The sequence below is a fragment of the Kitasatospora sp. NPDC059973 genome (assembly GCF_042737525.1).
In the GTDB taxonomy this organism is placed as follows: Bacteria; Actinomycetota; Actinomycetes; order Streptomycetales; family Streptomycetaceae; genus Kitasatospora.
The window spans coordinates 13,161-29,662 of the sequence record NZ_JBHWUI010000108.1 but is presented as its reverse complement, the minus strand read 5'-3'; the positions used below and the strand labels follow the sequence as shown (position 1 = coordinate 29,662).

Annotated in this window: 10 protein-coding genes and 1 pseudogene; 3 read left to right on the top strand and 8 right to left on the bottom strand. The window is 73.4% G+C overall.

All coding sequences use genetic code 11. The annotated features are described in order from the left end of the window. Positions 1-88 precede the first annotated feature (88 nt). Positions 89-1,777 (bottom strand): chitinase, encoded by a 1,689-nt coding sequence (locus ACFWA9_RS26275; protein ID WP_380390167.1) that lies wholly within the window; start codon positions 1,775-1,777, stop codon positions 89-91. Between the two features lie 212 nt (positions 1,778-1,989). Here ACFWA9_RS26275 and ACFWA9_RS26270 point away from each other — a divergent pair, with 212 nt between their 5' ends. Next, complete coding sequence (locus tag ACFWA9_RS26270) at positions 1,990-5,295, top strand: S41 family peptidase (RefSeq protein WP_380390165.1); 3,306 nt, start codon at positions 1,990-1,992, stop codon at positions 5,293-5,295. A 94-nt stretch (positions 5,296-5,389) separates the two neighbouring features. On the opposite strand, the gene ACFWA9_RS26265 is transcribed toward ACFWA9_RS26270, so the two are convergent. The 5 genes from ACFWA9_RS26265 to snpA (ACFWA9_RS26245) all read right to left on the bottom strand — a co-directional run bounded on the left by ACFWA9_RS26265 (position 5,390) and on the right by snpA (ACFWA9_RS26245) (position 10,420). After that, positions 5,390-5,668 carry a hypothetical protein gene (locus ACFWA9_RS26265; protein ID WP_329487770.1) on the bottom strand — a complete coding sequence of 93 codons (279 nt, stop codon included), beginning with the start codon at positions 5,666-5,668 and terminating at the stop codon, positions 5,390-5,392. A 212-nt stretch (positions 5,669-5,880) separates the two neighbouring features. Then, positions 5,881-7,953, bottom strand: coding sequence for a phosphocholine-specific phospholipase C (locus tag ACFWA9_RS26260; RefSeq protein ID WP_380390164.1), 2,073 nt, complete (start codon positions 7,951-7,953; stop codon positions 5,881-5,883). Positions 7,954-8,127: 174 nt separating this feature from the next. Then, on the bottom strand, positions 8,128-8,784 hold the full coding sequence (locus ACFWA9_RS26255) for a pentapeptide repeat-containing protein (RefSeq protein WP_352295623.1): 657 nt from the start codon (positions 8,782-8,784) through the stop codon (positions 8,128-8,130). A gap of 154 nt (positions 8,785-8,938) precedes the next feature. Then, a complete protein-coding gene (gene snpA / locus ACFWA9_RS26250) occupies positions 8,939-9,565 on the bottom strand; it encodes a snapalysin (RefSeq protein ID WP_352295625.1) in 627 nt (208 codons plus the stop codon). 207 nt (positions 9,566-9,772) lie between these two features. Further along, positions 9,773-10,420: a snapalysin gene (gene snpA / locus ACFWA9_RS26245; protein ID WP_380390161.1), complete on the bottom strand. Its 648-nt coding sequence runs from the start codon at positions 10,418-10,420 to the stop codon at positions 9,773-9,775. A 177-nt stretch (positions 10,421-10,597) separates the two neighbouring features. On the opposite strand from snpA (ACFWA9_RS26245), the pseudogene ACFWA9_RS26240 reads away from it, so the two are divergent. Then, positions 10,598-11,473 (top strand): annotated as a pseudogene (locus tag ACFWA9_RS26240) (LysR family transcriptional regulator); the annotation flags it as partial. A gap of 236 nt (positions 11,474-11,709) precedes the next feature. On the opposite strand, the gene ACFWA9_RS26235 reads toward ACFWA9_RS26240, so the two are convergent. Next, positions 11,710-12,924 carry a low temperature requirement protein A gene (locus tag ACFWA9_RS26235; RefSeq protein ID WP_380390159.1) on the bottom strand — a complete coding sequence of 405 codons (1,215 nt, stop codon included), beginning with the start codon at positions 12,922-12,924 and terminating at the stop codon, positions 11,710-11,712. 556 nt (positions 12,925-13,480) lie between these two features. Then, positions 13,481-15,187 carry an ABC transporter family substrate-binding protein gene (locus ACFWA9_RS26230; RefSeq protein WP_329487776.1) on the bottom strand — a complete coding sequence of 569 codons (1,707 nt, stop codon included), beginning with the start codon at positions 15,185-15,187 and terminating at the stop codon, positions 13,481-13,483. A 318-nt stretch (positions 15,188-15,505) separates the two neighbouring features. Here ACFWA9_RS26230 and ACFWA9_RS26225 point away from each other — a divergent pair, with 318 nt between their 5' ends. Then, the gene (locus ACFWA9_RS26225; protein ID WP_329487777.1) at positions 15,506-16,486 is read left to right on the top strand and encodes an ABC transporter permease; all 981 of its coding nucleotides are present in this window, start codon (positions 15,506-15,508) and stop codon (positions 16,484-16,486) included. Positions 16,487-16,502: the final 16 nt, after the last annotated feature.

The following is a 16,502-nucleotide window of genomic DNA, read 5'->3' as shown; positions in this document are numbered from 1 at the left end:
GCGGGGGGGGGCGCCCCCCCCGCCCCCGCCCGGCGGGGGCGGTCGGTCAGCGGTGGTCGGTCAGCGGTGGTCGGTCAGCGGTGGTCGGTCAGCGGCGGAAGTAGCTGTCGAAGTTCTTGGAGAACTCACGGCCGCCGAACTGGTCCCAGTTGATCGACCAGGTCATCAGGCCGCGCAGGTTCGGCTGGGGGCCGGCCTTGGGGACGTAGCTGCCGCAGTTGGTGGCCTTGGTGAGGCAGTCCAGCGCCTTGTTGACCTCGGCGGGGGCGACGTAGCCGTTGCCCGCGTTGGTGGTGGCCGGCATGCCGATGGCGACCTTGCTCGCGGGCAGCGCCGGGAACACGTTGTTCGTGTTGCCCGCCACCGGGAAGCCCTTGAGCAGCATGTCGGTCATCGCGACGTGGAAGTCGGCGCCGCCCATCGAGTGGTACTGGTTGTCCAGGCCCATGATCGAGCCGGAGTTGTAGTCCTGGACGTGCAGCAGGGTGAGGTCGTCGCGCAGGGCGTGGATCACCGGCAGGTAGGCGCCGGCGCGCGGGTCCTGGCCGCCCCACGGGCCGGACCCGTAGTACTGGTAGCCGAGTTGGACGAAGAAGGTCTCCGGGGCCATGGTGAGGACGAAGTTCGGGCCGTACTTGGCCTTCAGCGTCTTCACGGCGGAGATCAGGTTGACGACGACCGGGCTGGTCGGGTTCTTGAAGTCGGTGTCGCCGGTGTTCAGCGAGAGCGAGTGGCCCTCGAAGTCGATGTCGAGGCCGTCCAGCCCCCACTTGTCGATGATCGCCGAAACCGAGCTGACGAAGGCGTCGCGGGCGGCCGTGGTGGTGAGCTGGACCTGGCCGTTCTGGCCGCCGATCGAGATCAGCACCTTCTTGCCCTTGGCCCGCTTGGCGGCGATCGCGGCCTTGAAGTCCGCGTCGGACTCCACTCCCGGGCACTCGGTGACCGGGCAGCGGTTGAACCGGATGTCGCCGGAGGTGACGGAGGTGGGCTCGCCGAAGGAGAGGTTGATGAAGTCCCAGGAGTCCGGGACGTCGGCGACCTTGGTGTAGCCGGCGCCGTTGGCGAAGCTGGCGTGCAGGTAGCCGACCAGGGCGTGGCTGCCGGCCGGCCCGGTGGGCGTCACGGTGGGCGTCACGGTCGGGGTGACCGTCGGGGTCACGGTGGGCGTGACGGTCGGGGTCACCGTGGGGGTGACGGTGGGCGTGACCGTGGGCGTCACGGTGGGCGTCGGGCTGGGCGCGCCCGGGCCGTCCAGCGAGACGTCGTCCGCGTAGTAGGTGCCCTGGCCGTACCAGCCGTGGGTGTACACGGTGGCGCTGGTCTGGGTCGCGGACGTGGTGAAGCTGACGCTGAGCTTCTGGTAGGCGCCGCCGGTGCCCGGCGTCCAGGTGCTGGTGCCGCCGTCCACACCGAGGTAGACGTACGAGCCCTTGAGGTACGCGCTGAGCGTGTAGGTGGTGTTGGGGGCGACCGTGACGGTCTGGGCGCAGCGGGCCGTGTCACCGGCCGAGGCGGCCGCGGCCAGGGCGTAACTGCCGCTGTGGGCCTGGCCGGTGACGACGCTGCCGGTGCCGGCGGAGCAGCTCCAGGGGCCGCTGGCCCCGCTCTCGAAACCGCCATTGACCAGGAACTCCCCGGCCGAGGCGGCGGGCGCGAGGCCGAGGGTCAGGCCGACCATGGTCGCGGCGGCGACGGCCGAGGCGGTGCCGGCGGCGAGCAGTGTGCGGGGGCGCCGGCGGGGCGGGACGGGTGCGGCTACAGGTGTTCTGCGCATGCGGGGACTCCTGCGGGGGCGCGGATCGTGGGGGACGTCCGAGGGCACGGCGAAGGTACGTGCCAGTGGGGGTTCGGCCCGACCGCGCACCCTAGTTGGACTAGACCACTGAAGTGGATTCGGCCGTGCGGTGTCAATGGTCCAGACCGGTCGGACCCTGCCGCGCGGCGCGTCCGGTTGCCGCGCGTAACACCCCGTCGAACCATGGAGAGATGACGGCACCCGGCTACCTCCGCTACCCGCACCTGCGCGGGGGCCTGCTGGCGTTCACCGCCGAGGACGACGTCTGGATCGCCCCGCTCTCCCCCGGCGGCAGCGTCGGCCGTGCCTGGCGGGTCAGCTGCGACCGGACCAGGGTCAGCCACCCCCGGATCTCCCCCGACGGCCGCACCCTGGCCTGGACCGCCTGGCAGAGCCCGACCCCCGAGATCTGGACCGCGCCGGTCGAGGGCGGCGAGGCCGTCCGGCTCAGCTACTGGGGCAGCCAGGACACCCGGCTGCGCGGCTGGCTGCCGGACGGCGAACTCCTCGCCGTCACCTCCTACCACGAGCCCTTCGGCCACTACACCTGGGCGCACGCGCTGCCGCCGGACGGCTCCCCCGGCCGCCGGATGCCCTGGGGGCCGGTCGGCGACGCCCAGCTGAGCCGGGCGCACACCGTGCTGCTCACCGGCTCGGCGCCGCACGAGCCGGCCGCCTGGAAGCGCTACCGGGGCGGCGCCACCGGCCGGCTCTGGGTGGACGGCGAGCAGGTCCTGGCCGGCCACCGGGGGCACCTCGCCTCGCCCATGCCGGTCGGCGACCGGATCGCCTTCCTCTCCGACCACGAGGGCATCGGCAACCTTTACTCCTGCCGCCCCGACGGCTCCGACCTGCGCCGGCACACCGACCACGCCTCCTACTACGCCCGCGAGGCCGCCACCGACGGCACCCGGATCGTCTACCAGCACGCCGGCGACCTCTGGGTGCTGGAGGGCCTGGACGCGCCCGCGCCGCACCGGCTGCGGGTGCCGCTCGGCGGCGCCCGGGCCGGCCGGCGGCCGTACCAGGTGAGCGCCGCCTCCCACGTCAAGGACCTGGCCTGCGACCATACCGGCCGCGCCGGGCTGATCACCGTGCGGGGCAGCCAGTACTGGCTCACCCACCGGGACGGCCCGGCCCGGGCGCTCGCCGACACCCCGGGCGTGCGCACCCGGCTGCCGGTCCTGCTCGGGCACACCGGTGAGGCGGGCTGGATCACCGACGCGCAGGGCGAGGACGCGGTCGAGATCGTCCCGCTGCCCGGCCACGACGCCACCGGGCACGGGGGCGACGATCCGGGGACGGCGGCGGACGGCACGGGGACGGCGGCGGACGGCGCGCACACGGCGGCGGACGGTACGGGGACGCACCGGCACCGGGTGCTCGCCGCTGGCCGGCTCGGGCGCGTCCTGGAACTCACCGCCTCCCCCGACGGCACCCACCTGGCCGCCGCCGCCTCCGACGGACGGCTGCTGCTGGTCGCCACCGCGGACGGCGCCGTCCGCGAACTGGCCGCCTCCGAGCACGGACCGGTCGGCGGCGCCCGCTTCTCCCCCGACTCGCACTGGATCGCCTGGTCCCAGCCGGTCGCGGGCCGCTCCCTGCGCCGGATCCGGCTGACCCGCACCGACGCGCCCGCGCCGATCACCGAGATCACCGACGGCCGCTTCGAGGACGAGCAGCCGGTGTTCACCCGGGACGGCCGCTACCTGGCCTTCCTGTCCTGGCGCGGCTTCGACCCGGTGCACGACGTGCACACCGGCGACCTCTCCTTCCCGCTCGGCTGCCGCCCCTACCTCGTCCCGCTCACCGCCGACACCCCGTCCCCGTTCGCCGCCCCCGCCGAGGACGGCGCCCCGCGCGGCGACGGCGGCGGGGACGGCACCGTGCGGGTGGACCCGCAGGGCATCGGCGAGCGGCTGCTGCCGTTCCCGGTGATCGCCTCCAAGTACTCGGCGACCGACGCCGTGCGGGGCGGGCTGGTCTGGCTGCGCTGGCCGATCTCCGGCACCCTCGGGCAGACCTTCACCAACCCGGACGACACCTCCGGCCGCCCCTCGCTGGAGTACTTCGACCTGGCCCGGGGCACCCGCAGCACGCTGGCCGACAAGCTGGACGGCTACGCCGTCTCGGGCGACGGCGGCTCGGTCGCGGTCTACTCGGCCGGCACCCTGCGGATCGTCCCGGTCACCGCGCCGTCCGCCGGCACCACGGTGGACCTGCGGCGGATCACCCACACCGTGCGTCCGGCCGCCGAGTGGCGCCAGGCGTACCACGAGGCGGCCCGGATCGTCCGGGACCAGTTCTGGGACGCCGGGATGTCCGGGCTGGACTGGCCCGCGCTGGTCGCCCAGTACGAGCCGCTGCTGGAGCGGATCGCCGGGCCGGACGACTTCGCCGACCTGCTCCGCGAACTGCTCGGCGAGCTGGGCACCTCGCACGCGTACGTCACGCCGTCCCGGCGCGGCGAGGGGCCCTCACCGGTGCAGCAGCCGCTCGGCCTGCTCGGCGCCAACGCCCGCCACGCCGCCGACGGCCGCTGGCTGGTCGACCGCATCCTGCCCGGCGAGTCCTCCGACCCGCGTGCCCGGGCCCCGCTGGCCTCCCAGGGCGTCCGGGACGGCGACGAGCTGCTGGCGGTGGCCGGTCGCCCGGTGGACCGGGTGCGCGGTCCGGCCCCGCTGCTGGCCGGCACCGGCGGCACCAGCGTCGAACTGACCCTGCGCGGCCGGCAGGACCCGGACGGCCGGGGCACCGGGATCCGCCGGATCACCGTCACCCCGCTGACCGACGAGCGGCCCATCCGCTACCAGGACTGGGTGGCCAAGCGCCGCTCCCTGGTCCGGGAGTTCAGCGACGGCCGGTGCGGCTACCTGCACATCCCGGACCTCGGCGGCTCGGGCTGGGCCCAGTTCAACCGGGACCTCCGCCGGGAGCTGGACAAGCCCGCGCTGGTCCTGGACGTCCGCGGCAACGCCGGCGGCAACGTCTCCGAGCTGGTCCTGGAGAAGCTCACCCGGCCGGTGCTGGCGTGGGACTTCAGCCGGGGGCGCCAGCCGGTGCGCTGGCCGCGCAACGCGCCGCGCGGACCGATCGTGGCCCTGGCCGACGAGGCCACCAGCTCGGACGGCGACGTCATCATCGCCGCGATCAAGCTGCTGCGGCTCGGCCCGGTGGTCGGCAACCGCACCTGGGGCGGGGTGGTCGGCATGACCGGGCGGCACACGCTCGGCGACGGGACGCAGATCTCGGTGCCTAAGAACGCCTCCTGGTTCACCGGCGGGCTCGGCTGGTCGGTGGAGAACCACGGCGTGGAGCCGGACGTGCACGTGCTGCGCACCCCGCAGGACTGGGCCCGGGGGCAGCACCCCGAGCTGGTCACGGCCGTCCGGCTGGCGCTGGACCTGCTGGAGGACGCGCCGGCCGCCGTCCCGCCGCCGGACGACACCCCGCGGCCGAACCTGCGGCGGCCGCCGCTGCCGCCGCGCGGGCACTGACCGGGGCCCGGGAACGCCGTAGGGACGCGCCCGGCGGGCGCGTCCCTACGGCGTTCCGATCAGCGGTCGGCAGTCGGCGATCAGCGGTCGGCGGTCAGTCCCAGGGATCGCCCTCGGCCGTCATGTCCTCGCGGGCCCGCTCCTCGGCCTCCCGTTCGGTGACCCGGGGGGTCTGCCGGGCCTCGCCGACCCGGCGGGCCCGTTCGGTCTCGGCGCCGAACGCGTCGGCGGCCTCGTCGTGGGCGAGCGCGGCCCGCTGGGCGGGGTCCGTCATCGCGGTGGTGTCCTGTTCGTGGCTCCCGCCGAGTGAGGAGGACCTGGCCTCCCCGGCGGCGTCGTGCGCCTTGTGGCGGAACCTGTCGAAGATGCCCATGACTCCTCCTCCGGACGACTTCCGGGCTGCCCCCACTCTCACACCGGTGTCCGGCGGGCGCATCCGCTGGCGGGCCGCCCGGGCCCCGGCCCCCGGGAGCCCGCGTGCGGACGGCCCCCGGGGGATCACCGACCGTCGTCCTCCCGGGGGCCGCCGAGTCCGGCGGCTGGATCGGGCGGCTGGATCCGGCGGCTGGGTCCAGCGCCCGGGGATCAGCCGCTGACGCTGGCCGTGCCGGTCTCCAGGTGGCCGGTGAACCGCTGCGACCAGGAGCTGTCCGCGGCCACCGTGACGGTGAAGTCGTACCAGCCGTTGGTGTAGGCGACCACGTTGAAGAAATCGCTCACGCTGGCGCCGGCCGGCACCTGGTACGTCCAGGGGCCGTCCGTGCGATAGTTGTTCGAGGTGATGGTGAAGGTCAGCGCCGTGGTGCCGGTGTTGGCGAGCTTGACGTAGAGCGCCGGCTTCCCGGTACCCGGCTCGACCGCGTACGAGGCGGTGACCGCCGCGTTCTTGCCCGCCTTGGTGGCATCGCCCCTGAAGCGGCGCAGGAAGCGGTTGGGGCCGACCACCGAGAGGTCGTACGGGCCGCCGCCGAAGCCGGTGCCGCAGTTGAAGAAGTCGCTCTGGTTGCCGCCCGGGTCGACGGTGTACTGCCAGGGCCCGCCGCTGCGGTAGGCGTTGGCGTAGGCCGCGAAGTGCGCCGACTTCTGGGCGACCGCGCCCTCGTTGGCCATCTTCAGCCAGACCTTGATCGCCCCGGCGGAGCCGAACTCCAGGCGGTCCAGGTTGGCGTTCGGCTGGTACGGCAGGGCGCGGGCCGGGCGGGTCCCGGGCTCCTGGACGGGCAGCTTGTTGTCGACCGGCGCCGGGTTGGGCAGCGGTCCGCAGCTCGACATGCCGATCACCGCGTCGGTGTTGGGCAGGGCGGGCAGGCCGTAGACCGGGTTGGCGAAGTCGAAGGCGCTGGTGAGGTCGCCGCAGACCCGGCGGCGCCAGTCGGTGATGTTGGGGCAGGTGGCCGGCTTGCCGATGGCGGCCGTCCACTTCTCCAGGAAGCGCAGCACCGAGGTGTGGTCGAAGACCTCGGAGTTGACCCAGCCGCCGCGGGTCCAGGGCGAGATGGCGATCATCGGGACGCGGAAGCCGAGGCCGATGTTGGTCCCGCCGTAGAACTCGCCCGGGGTGCCGGCCGGCGCGGCGGGCGGCGGGACGTGGTCGAAGAAGCCGTCGTTCTCGTCGTAGTTGAGGAAGAGGACGGTGGAGTTGAAGACGTCCGGGGCGGCGGCCAGGGCGTCGATCACGTTGTGGACGAAGTGCGCGCCGTCCTGGGGGGTCGAGTAGGGGTGCTCGGAGGAGCCCTGGTCGGGGACGATCCAGGAGACCTGCGGGAGCGTGCCGTTCAGCGCGTCGGCCCTGAGCGCGGCGACGATGTCGTCCGGGGTCCGGCCGGTCGCCCTGGGGACGGAGCCCATGCCCTTGACCGCGAGCGGGCTGCCGGCCGGGGCGGAGCTGAACGCGGTGAAGTAGGCCAGGGCGTTGTCGCCGTAGTTGTCGGCCGCGTTCTGGTAGACCTTCCAGCTCACGCCGGCGCCCTCCAGCGCCTCGGCGTAGGTCTGCCAGCGCAGGCCCTTCTCGTCGCCGCCGTCGTTCGCCGGGCCGCCCGCCGCGCCGTCCGGGTCGATCTGACCGGACCAGTGGTAGGTGCGGTTGGGGCCGGTGGCGCTGAGGACGGAACAGAAGTAGGCGTCGCAGATGGTCCAGTTCTCGGCGAGCGCGTAGTGGAACGGGATGTCCTGGCGGGTGAGGTACCCGAGCGTGCGGACGTTGCCCTTGGCGGCGACCCAGGAGTCCATCCTGCCGCCGTTCCACGCCCGGTGCTGGTCGGACCAGCCATGAGCCAGGTCGCCGTTGCACTGGGCCAGGCGCTCGGGGTCGGCGCCGCCGGCCGGCTTGGTGGCGCTGAACTGCCACGGGTACTGCCGCCCGAGCCCGTTGGGCTGGTTGAAGACGCTGTACCCGTTGGCGATCTGGATCGCGCTGCGGTCGGCGAAGCCGCGCACGCCGCGCAGCATCCCGAAGTAGTGGTCGAAGCTGCGGTTCTCCTGCATCAGGATGACGATGTGCTTCGCGTCCGCGATGGTGCCGGTCTGCGACAGCGCCGCCGACGGCGCCGCGGCGGGCGCGCCCGGCGCCGCCCCCGCACCGGTGGTCCCGGCCACGGCCAGGCCTGCCGCGGCGGCTCCGGACAACGCGACGAACTTTCTACGACTCAGCTCGGCCATCAGCCCAGCCCGTCCCTTCACTGGCGATGTTGTGCACACAAGTTGGGGCTCGATCGCGCAGCATCCTCCCGCCGCCCGGACCGCCCCACCAGAGGGCCGGGGCAGGGTTGGCGGACTGTTCGCCCGGTCGTCACCGAGCGACGCCGGTCTGAACGGCGGGCTCACCGCCCCCGGTCAGTCCTTCACCGTGATCCCCAGGGCCTGGGCGAACAGCGGTGCCAGTTCGAGGAGCTGCGGGGAGCTGATGACGGCGCCCTGCAGGCCCTGGTGGCCGTCGGGCAGGCCCAGCCGGACGGCGCCGCGAAGGTCCACCTTGGTCAGCTTGGCGCCGCGGAACCGGACCTCCTCCAGGGTGGAGCCCGGGAAGGAGACCTCGGTCAGCTTGGCGTCGCCGAAGTCCACGTCGCGCAGCAGGCAGTCCTCGAAGACGACGTCGCGCAGGACGGCGGCGCGCAGGTTGACCGCCTCCAGCTTGCAGCCGCGGAAGACCGTCCGGCGCAGCGCCGAACCGTGCGCGGCCACCCCCGCCAGCACCCCGCCGGTGACGGCGCTGTCCTGCCACTCGGTGTCGCTGAGGTCGCAGGCCACCCAGCGGCCGGCCTGGGCCCAGACCTCGTTGAAGCGGGCCCGGCGCAGCCTGACCCCGCTCAGCGCGACGCCGGTGAAGGCGCACTCCAGGAAGGTGGCGCCGCCGGCGGACTGGTCGGTGTACTCGCCGGCGTCGAAGTGGACGGTGTCGTAGCGCTCGTCGCTGCGCAGCGGGCCGGAGTGCGGGCGCAGCAGGTGGGCGTACGGCAGGTCGGCCAGGCGGTCGGGGACGGAGAGCGGCATGGCGGCGGTACCTCGCGGTCGGTGGACTGGTCCTCGTCGGCATGCTCGCACGCGGCACCGACAGGGCCCGGCCGCTCGGGGGGAGCGGCCGGGCCCTGTCGGCGGTTCACGCGGTCACGCGGTCACGCAGTCCGACCGGGGACCGGCCGAGGGGTCAGCCGCGGAGCCAGAGCGAGTTGACCCGGCTGCGCTCGGTGCTGTTCGGGTAGGGGTTGGTGCAGGAGGTGCCCGGGCCGCCGCCGGACATCAGCTCGCTGCACGGGCCCGAGTAGTGGTCCGGCAGGCCGAGCACGTGGCCGGTCTCGTGCGCGGTGACCCGGGTGGAGTTGTACTGACGGTTCTGGGCGTAGTCCAGGAAGATGTAGCCCTGGCCGTGCCCGTTGGTGCTGGCGTAGGACCCGCGCGAGTCGTTGCCCTCGTAGTAGCGGAAGTCGGCGTTGGTCCCGGAGCGCAGCTGCACGTTGGTGACCGAGCCGTTCCAGATCTGGGCGCTCTGCGATATCTGGTTGCGGAAGGTCGGCGCGCTGCTGGCGTCGTAGGTCACCACGACGGCCTTCAGGTACGGCGTGGCCGCCTGCTTGGCCAGCGCGGACTTCATCACGGCCTCGTAGAACGCCTGGTTGTTCGCGTCCTCGGCGGCCGAGCCGGCGTAGGCGGTGGAGGCCGTGTAGCCCTGGACCGCCGGGGCGGGCGCAGCGACGGCGGTGGTGGGCAGGGCGGCCAGGCCGGCGGCGAGCACCAGGCCGACGGCCGCGGAGAGCGTGCGGGAGATGCGGTTCATGTGGGGGCTCCTGTTCGCGGGTGCCGGGGCCGCTGGGGGTGGGCCACGGCGAACGGGTGAACGGGTGAACTGATGAACGGTGGAGCGGTGGGGCGGGTGGAGCGGGCGGAGCGGTGGGGCGGGCGGAGCGCTCCGCCGTGGGGCGGTGGAGCGGTCCGACGAGGTGGGGCGGGAGGGACCGGCGGGGCGCGGGGGCCCGCGGACCGGTCAGCGCGTGGTGGCGCTCAGACCGTTGCGCCACAGGGAGTTGACCCGGCTGCGCTCGGTGCTGTTCGGGTAGGGGTTGGTGCAGGAGGTGCCCGGGCCGCCGCCGGACATCAGCTCGCTGCACGGGCCCGAGTAGTGGTCCGGCAGGCCGAGCACGTGGCCGGTCTCGTGCGCCGTGACCCGGGTGGAGTCATACTCCTGGTTCTGGGTGTAGTCGAGGAAGATGTAGCCGGACCCGTGGCCGTCGGTGCTGGCGTACGAGCCGTTGCTCGGGTCGTCGCCCTCGTAGTACGAGAAGTCGGCGTTCGCGCCGGACTGGAGGCGGACGTTGGCGACCGAGCCGTTCCAGATCTGGGCGCTCCGGGATATCTCGGAGGCGAAGGACGGCGCGTTGCTCGCGTCGTAGGTCACCACGACGGCCTTCAGGTACGGCGTGGCCGCCTGCTTCGCCCGCGCGGACTTCATCACGGCCTCGTAGAACGCCTGGTTGTCGGCCTTCCCGGTGCCCGGGTGCGCCGAGGCGGCGGCGGTGTAGTGCTGGGCCGCGCCGGTCGCGGGGGCGGCGGTCGCGGTGCCGGGCAGGGCGGCGAGGCCGGCGGCGAGCGCCAGGCCCAGGGCAGCGGAGAACGTCCGCGGAATGCGGTGCATGTGGGGGCTCCGATGGTGGGGTGCGCCGCGGCCGGTGGGGGCCGGTCGCGGGCATCGGATGAATGCTTGCTGTCCCCAGAGCTTGGGTCAGCACGGCCGCGCGGCGGATGATGTCAACCGGCGATAGCACCGGGCAATCACCCGCGGAGCCGGGGGCGTTCGGACGGACGACCTGTCATGTCCCTGGCGTCACACCGAATTGACCGTTATGCTCCCGACGTGGAGCTCGACGTGAGACACCTCCGGGTGCTGTGCGCGATTGCCGACAGCGGCAGCCTCCGCAAGGCTGCGCTCCAGCTCGGCATGACCCAGCCCTCCCTCACCACGCAGCTGCACCGCATCGAACGGGCCGTCGGCGGCACCCTGTTCACCCGCGAGCAGACCGGCAGCCGGCCCACCGCGCTCGGCCACTCGGTGCTGTCCCGGGCCCGGCCGGTGATCGCCGAGATGGCCGCGCTGGTCGCCGCCGCCCGCCAGGAGGCCCGTGAGGCCGCCAGCGGCGAGCGCGCCCGGCGGCTGCGGATCGGCAGCGTGGGCAGCAGGGCGGTGGCGGCCTGGCTGCGCCGGGTGCACGACCGGCTGCCGGAGACCGACACCACCATCCACATCGACATCTCCGCCAACGCCCTGCTGCGGATGGTCTCCGCCGACCAGTTGGACGTCGCCTTCGTGCACGAGAGCGAGGGCTTCCCGCTGAAGGTCCCGGCGGACACCGAGCACCGGGTCCTGATGGCCCGGGAGCCGCAGTTCGTCGCGCTCGCCGCGGGCCACCCGGCCGCCGCCCGGCCGGTGGTCCACCTGGCCGACCTCGCCGAGGACACCTGGATGGTCGACCCGACGGCCGACCACGAGTACGCCGCGATGCGCCGGGTCTTCAGCGAGGCCGGGCTCAACCCCCGCGTGGTGCAGGTGCGCGACAACGCGACCGCCGCCGAGCTGGTCGCCTCCGGCGAGGCCGTCCGCCCCTGCCAGCCGACCTCGGCCCCCGGGCCCGGCACCGTCGTCCGGCCGGTGCACGGCGACCCGCTGGCCGTCCGGCTGCTGCTCACCTGGCGACCGCGGGCGCTCAGCCCGCCGGCCCTGGACGCGCTCTACGGGGAGCTGCGGGCCGCCTACCTGGACCTGGCCCGGGTCAGTCCGACCTACCTCGGCTGGCTGTCCCGGCACGGCCAGGCGCTCCAGCAGTTGGTCGGCCACTCCCACGGGCAGTCCACCGGCCACTCCACCGGCGGCCCGCACGGCGACTCCCCCGGGCACCCGGCCGCGGCCGCCCCCGGCCGGCCGGAGCCTCAGGCCGCGCCGGCGGCGGCCCGGGCGTCGCTGCGCGCGTGCAGCACGACGCCCGCCGCCACCGTGGCCGCGGTCACCAGGCCCGCCACCAGGACGCCGGAGCCGCCCGCCGCCGTGCACGCCAGCACCGCCACCGAGGCGGCGGGCAGCATGGCCTGCTCCACCCCGCTCTTGGTGTGCCGCGAGTGCAGCAGCCAGACGGTGAACAGGTAGATCGCGGTGGGCACGGTCACCGTCGCGGTGGCGACCGTCTCCGAGACGTGCGCCTTGTGCACCGCCGACTCCACCGCGACCTCCAGGCCCGAGCCGATCGCCGCCGCCGAGCCGAACACCAGGTAGTGGCCGTAGCCCCAGGAGAAGGCCTGCCGGTTGGTGCGCAGGTGGTCGTGGACCGGCCGGGCGAAGTAGATCCACCAGGCCGAGAAGCAGATCAGCAGACCGCCGCCGGCCACCGGCAGCAGCCGGGTCAGCCCCTCGTGCTCGTCCACCGCCGACTGCACCGCCACGGTCGCCGCCGCCACCGTCTCGCCGAGCACGATCAGGGTGAACAGGCCGTACCGCTCCGCGATGTGGTGCGGGTGCCAGCTGGTCCGGAGCCGCAGTTCGGCGACCACCGGCACGGACAGCTCGGCCACGATGCCGATCGGGATCACGTACGCCCGGGCGTCGTGCGGCACCAGCAGCATCGCCACCCAGGCGAGCTGGCAGAGCGTGATGCCGGCCGCGTAGCGCAGTGCCACCCCGCGGGCCTGCCCCTCCTCGCCGGCCGCCGCGCGCAGCCACTGGGTGACCATCGCCAGCCGCATCACCACGTAGCCGACGACCGACAGCACCAGGTCCTGCTCGGCGAACATCCGGGGCACCCCGGCGGCGAGGACCAGCACCCCGGCGATCTGGACCAGCGTGGTGACCCGGTAGGGGACGTCGTCGCAGTCGTAGGCGGAGGCGAACCAGGTGAAGTTCATCCAGGCCCACCAGATCGCGAAGAAGGCGAAGACGTACCCGCGCAGGCCGTCCCCGTAGTGGCCGGCGGCCAGGTCGTGGGCGAGCTCCCGACCGGCCTGGCCGACCGCGACCACGAAGCAGAGGTCGAAGAAGAGCTCCAGCGGGGTGGCGACCCGGTGCGGCTCGTTCCGGCTGCGCGGGACCATCCGGCGCACCGGACGCGGGTCGACGTGGTGCGGGCGGGGTGCTGCGGCGGGATCGCTGGTCATGGACGGGTCTCCGGGCTCCGGGGCGGGCGGGCTGTACCCGCCGCATCCTGGCAGCGGCCCGGGCCCGGCGCACGCACCGGCGCGGCCGCCCCGCGCCCGGCCGGAGCGCCCCACGCCCGCGCGGGAGAGCGCTCGGCCCCCCGGGCGCGCCACGTCGACCCGCGCCCGGTACGCCCGCCCGCCGCTCCCGCACCGCGCCGCCCCGGGCGCCCCGGTCCGTTCTGCCCTGCCGTCAGCGAGAGTTGACGACGCGGTGCGCGAACCGGGTGACAGCACGACGGGTTTCCGGCGCGCCCCCGCCGGACGGCCCGGCCGCCCGGAGCTCCCCGCTAGATTCTCCTCGGCTGGAGGTGCGCGGGTCCGGACGGACCCCACGACACGGGTGCCTGCGGGCATCGCGGAAGGTCAAGACCGGTGGCAGGACAGCGGGGGCGGCAGAGCCGTTCCACCCGTGTCCGCGCCACCGGCCTCGTGATCACCGCGCTGCTCGCCAGCGCCCGCCGTGCCGTCGACGCCCGCCGTGCCGCCGGCGCCACCACCGCCGCGGTGGCCGCCGCTACTTCTCCCAGCCCACCGTGGTGTAGTCGACGCTCGCCAGGCCGAACGCGCCGTAGTTGGCCAGGCCCTTGCGGCTCGCGACGACCGTCGGCCGCTGGTACAGCTCGACGGTGTGGCCGAGCTCCCAGATCTTGGCGTCCGCCTGGTTGTACAGCTTCGCGGCCTCCACCGGGTCGATGGTGCCGGCCGCCTTCTTGAGCAGCCCGTCGATCTCGGGCGTGCCGAGCTTGGAGTAGTTGCCGAAGACGTTGTCGCCCTGCGGCAGGCGGAAGTTGCCGAGGCTGCTGGAGAGCGGGAACGAGTCGGTGTTGCGCCAGCTGGCGATGGAGAACTTGCCCGGGTTGACGTACTTGGTGAAGAAGTCGTTGCTCGGGACCTTGTCGAGCTCGACCTTCACACCCGCCGCCAGCCACATCGACTGGGCCGCGGTGGCCAGGTCGAGCTGGGCCTGCGGAGCGGCGTCGGTGAGCACCCAGTGCAGGGTCAGCGGCTGGCCGTCCTTGGTGCGCGGCTGCCCGCTGCCGGCCTCCTTCCAGCCCGCCTCGTCCAGCGCCTTCTTGGCGGCGGCCAGGTCGAACTTGGCCCACTCGCCCGAGTTGTCCTGGTAGCCGGCCTGGTTGGGCATGAAGATGTGGTTGCCCAGCGGCTTGAACTCCACCGGCACGCCGTTGTTGGCGATCTTGATCAGCGAGGGGCGGTCCAGTGCCTTGCCGAGCGCCTGGCGCACCTTCTGGTCCGCCAGCGGGCCGCCGCCGCCGAACGAGATGTGCACCTCGTCCCACGGGCTGGCGGTCCGGATCACCGCGTCCTTGGCGTCCTTGAGCTGCCCGTACGCGGTGGCGGTGCCCGCCGTGGCGAAGTCGATCTCGTTGTTCAGGAACGCCTGGGTGGTCGCCGACTGGGACATCACCCGGAAGGTGATCTTCTCGACCTTGGGCTTGTTCCCCCACCAGGCCGGGTCCGGGACCAGCGTGATGGTCTGCGCGGTCTTGTCCGCCGTACCGATCTTCAACGCGCCGGCGGTGATCGGGATCTTCTCGACCCAGCCCTTGTTGAAGTCGTCGGCCGTGCTGATCCCGGCTGCCGGGATCAGCGGGCGGAACAGGTTCTGCCAGTCCGCGTACGGCTCCGAGAAGCTCACCTTGACCTCGGAGGCGTCGGCACCCTGCTCGATCCCGGAGATCAGCTCGTAGCCGGAGGAGTCGGCGATGTTGTAGCCGTCCTTCTTGCCCCCGCTGGCCTCCCAGTCCGCCTTGAAGTCCAGGTAGCCGAGCGGCTTGCCGTCCGACCACTTGGCCTTCGGGTTCAGCTTGTAGGTGACGACCTGCGGCGAGGTCGAGGTGACCTTGGCGTCCACCAGGTAGTCGGGGGCCGGCTTGAAGGTGCCGGTCTCGTCCGTGGTGAAGAGGTTCGGCTCCAGGGCCCGCATGATCTCGACCGCGTCCCCGTAGCGGCCGTCCACCTGGAACGGGTTCCACTGGGTGATCCACTGGTAGAGCGGGAACCGGACCTCCCCGCCGTCGCGCAGCTGGTCCGGCGACTTGGCGTTGACGTCGATCGCGCCCTGTCTCGGGGGCTCGCTCTTGGCCACCTTGTCGGCCGATCCGCCGCCGCCCGAACTGCACGCGGTGGCGGCCAGCGCGACGGCCAGGGCGAGCACGGCGGCCCGGCCGGCACGGCGTACGGGCGTGGTGGAAGCGTCCATGAGGGTTCCCCCCGGGTGAAATCCATCAGGTTGGTGAGGGTTGAGCGTCGCGAGGTGTGGCGAAGCTTGAGCGTGGGCAGCCAAGTCGGTGCCGGCGGAGCGAACGTAACAGCCGATCAGCACGAGTACCAGGGGGCGGAGTTCACACCTGATCCAAACGAAACGGGCGGCAACACTGCCGCAACACCCCGGCCTTGAGCCGGTGCAACACTCCTGACCTGGACATTCCCCGACGGCTCCACCAGGGCCACCGACCGAAGGCCACCCACCGATGCCCACCCCACGCGTCGGCCCCGCCCCCACCCCGGGCGGCCGCTGATGCTCCGCTACCTGGCGAAGCGGCTCAGCTACTACGCGGTGCTGCTGATAGCCGCCGTGTTCCTGGCGTACGCGCTGTCCGCCGCCGCCCTCCAGCCGCGCGCCTACTTCGAGGCCAAGGTGCCGCGACCGGCCGCCGCCTCGGTCGAGCGCCAGCTCACCGACCTCAACCTGAACGACCGCACCCCCGTCGTCGAGCGCTTCGGCCGCTGGGCCGGCGACCTGCTCCACGGGGACCTCGGGCGCACCATCCACGACACCCCGGTGGCGGACGACTTCGGCCGGCGGATCTGGGTGTCCCTGCGCCTGCTGCTCATCGGCAGCCTGCTCGGGATGGCCCTGGGCGTGGCCGCCGGGGCCTGGAGCGCGGTGCGCCAGTACCGGATATCCGACCGGCTGCTCACCGTCTTCTCCTTCGTGATGCTCTCCACCCCGGTCTTCCTGGTCGCGCTCTTCCTCAAGAACGGCGCCATCGCCGCCAAGGACGTCGCCGGCCACGAGGTGATCCCCTTCACCGGCTACGAGACCCCCGGGCTGGCCGGCGGGATCGGCGCCCACCTCGGCGACTGGGCGCTGCACCTGCTGCTGCCCACCCTCTCGCTGGCGCTCGGCGGCCTCGCCACCTACAGCCGCTACCAGCGCGGCACCATGCTCGACGTGCTCGGCTCCGACTACCTGCGCACCGCCGAGGCCAAGGGCCTCACCCGCGGCCGCGCCCTGGTCAAGCACGGGCTGCGGACGGCGGTGATCCCGATGTCGACGATGTTCGCCTACAGCTTCCTGGGCATCTTCACCGGCGCCGCCTTCACCGAGACCATCTTCGGCTGGCACGGGATGGGCGAGTGGTTCATCCAGTCCATCAACGAACAGGACGTCAACTCGGTCGTCGCCGTGAACCTGTTCGCCGCGGTGGTGGTGCTCGCCTCCGGCTTCCTCGCCGACACCCTGCACGCCGCCCTCGACCCGCGCGTGCGGTCCTGACCGGAGGAGAGCCGCC

Coding starts and splice junctions, on each gene's coding strand:
- ACFWA9_RS26275 (WP_380390167.1), bottom strand. CDS start 1,777: ATGCGCAGAACACCTGTAGCCGCACCCGTCCCGCCCCGCCGGCGCCCC.
- ACFWA9_RS26270 (WP_380390165.1), top strand. CDS start 1,990: ATGACGGCACCCGGCTACCTCCGCTACCCGCACCTGCGCGGGGGCCTG.
- ACFWA9_RS26265 (WP_329487770.1), bottom strand. CDS start 5,668: ATGGGCATCTTCGACAGGTTCCGCCACAAGGCGCACGACGCCGCCGGG.
- ACFWA9_RS26260 (WP_380390164.1), bottom strand. CDS start 7,953: ATGGCCGAGCTGAGTCGTAGAAAGTTCGTCGCGTTGTCCGGAGCCGCC.
- ACFWA9_RS26255 (WP_352295623.1), bottom strand. CDS start 8,784: ATGCCGCTCTCCGTCCCCGACCGCCTGGCCGACCTGCCGTACGCCCAC.
- snpA (WP_352295625.1), bottom strand. CDS start 9,565: ATGAACCGCATCTCCCGCACGCTCTCCGCGGCCGTCGGCCTGGTGCTC.
- snpA (WP_380390161.1), bottom strand. CDS start 10,420: ATGCACCGCATTCCGCGGACGTTCTCCGCTGCCCTGGGCCTGGCGCTC.
- ACFWA9_RS26235 (WP_380390159.1), bottom strand. CDS start 12,924: ATGACCAGCGATCCCGCCGCAGCACCCCGCCCGCACCACGTCGACCCG.
- ACFWA9_RS26230 (WP_329487776.1), bottom strand. CDS start 15,187: ATGGACGCTTCCACCACGCCCGTACGCCGTGCCGGCCGGGCCGCCGTG.
- ACFWA9_RS26225 (WP_329487777.1), top strand. CDS start 15,506: ATGCTCCGCTACCTGGCGAAGCGGCTCAGCTACTACGCGGTGCTGCTG.